Source organism: Paenibacillus sp. 01T442 (assembly GCF_056398345.1).
Window position 1 is genome coordinate 1 of sequence record NZ_JBFTPF010000192.1, and the last position, 1,539, is coordinate 1,539.

At 46.5% G+C, this 1,539-nt stretch carries 2 protein-coding genes; both read right to left on the bottom strand.

Translation table 11 applies throughout. From position 1 onward, the window contains the following. A partial coding sequence (locus tag AC1DLM_RS35320; RefSeq protein ID WP_477572617.1) for a M24 family metallopeptidase occupies window positions 1-234 on the bottom strand: 234 nt, incomplete at its 3' end. Between the two features lie 98 nt (window positions 235-332). Further along, window positions 333-1,250, bottom strand: a complete 918-nt coding sequence (locus AC1DLM_RS35325) for an AraC family transcriptional regulator (protein ID WP_441990164.1) — start codon at window positions 1,248-1,250, stop codon at window positions 333-335. Between the last annotated feature and the right edge of the window lie 289 nt (window positions 1,251-1,539).

The window sequence follows — 1,539 nt, forward strand, 5'->3', positions numbered from 1 at the left end:
TATTCCGTGGGCTACTTCATGGTTAATGCTTATACAGGTGTTGCCTGGGAAATTGTATGTTGATTTCGGTGCCGGCACAGCCCCATGCCTTTTCAAAAAGCTACCTCCGATTTCATCAAGTTCCTTTGTAGTCATACCAACACGTGTGTGACGTTTCATTTCATTAATCGTCATTGCAACGATTTTGCCGATTGCCTTCAGACCATCGATATCGTCCTGGGATCCTATTGTCATTAAAGCCCCTCCATTTTCAGATAACATTATTTTACACATTTTAAAAAGAATACGCCACTATAGACAAAACATTAATTCCAAATGAGGAATTGAATGCTTTAGCTGGTCTCGAACGCTTCCGGTACTGGTTTTCTGTGGAACGCTTTCATATCTTGAAGCGGTGGGAGCCCGAAAAGCCGGCGGTATTCACGACTGAATTGAGCCGGGCTCTCGTATCCGACCTCCAGCGCGGCGGATGTCGCGTTCACGGAGCCGTTCAGCATGAGGCGTCTCGCTTCCTGAAGGCGAAGCTGCTTCTGATATTGCAGGGGAGCCATCGTTGTGACAGCTTTGAATTTGTGATGAAGTCCTGAGACACTCATTTTGGACGATCTCGCTACCTCTTCGATTGTAAAGGTTCTGTTGTAATTCTCTTTTATCCATTCAATGGCTCTACTGATCCCCTCATTCTGCTGGTCCATGAAAACCCGTTGGACAAACAAGTGCCCATAATCTCCCGTAAGCAAGCGGAAAATCATCTCGCGCTTGATCAGCGAAGACAGAAAGCGGATTTCCGTCTCTGGCTTAACTCGCAGTTCCAACAGCCGGATGAATAAGAGCAGCAAGTGCTCATCGGATTTGCCTACGTAGGCTCCTGGGCCGAGCTTTCGGTCGAGTGGCTCCACAGTGATACCGGTATCTGACATGACAGAAGCAATCTCTTCCGCCGTTATATCGATTCGTAAGCCGATATACGGCGATTGCCGCGAAGCGCCGATGACTTGTCCAGAGGCCGGTATATCGATCAACGAAACTAAATAGTCGCCTGCGCTATAATAGATCGTGTCTTGACCGAGGTGAAGCTTCTTGCCCCCTTGTAGAATCAGGCAAAAAGAGGGAGTTAGAACGCCGGGTATGATCTCCGTCGGCCGGTTGCGTCGGACTAGCGAAAAAAAGGGTATTGACGTCTCCGTACGGCCCTCTGCAAGATAAAGGGAATCCACTATATTCAATAATTGATCCAATTTCGTCTGCATAGAAACGTTCCTCCATTCCTTCTATCCTCTCCTATTATACGCATTTCCTATAAGAGCGCAAACCTGTTAATCCAACAATATGTTTTACCTCTTTGCAGTATTGATCAATTTTTTAGCAGGAATGAGCTACTTCCCGATACCGAATCGCGTCATAATAACCGTTATAACGCGAAAGGGAGGTTATCCTCTTGAATGAACATTCGAAACGAATTATTTTGACAATAATCGTCGCCTGTCAGCTAATGATGGTGCTCGACGCTTCAGTCTTGGTTACCGCATTACCGGAAAT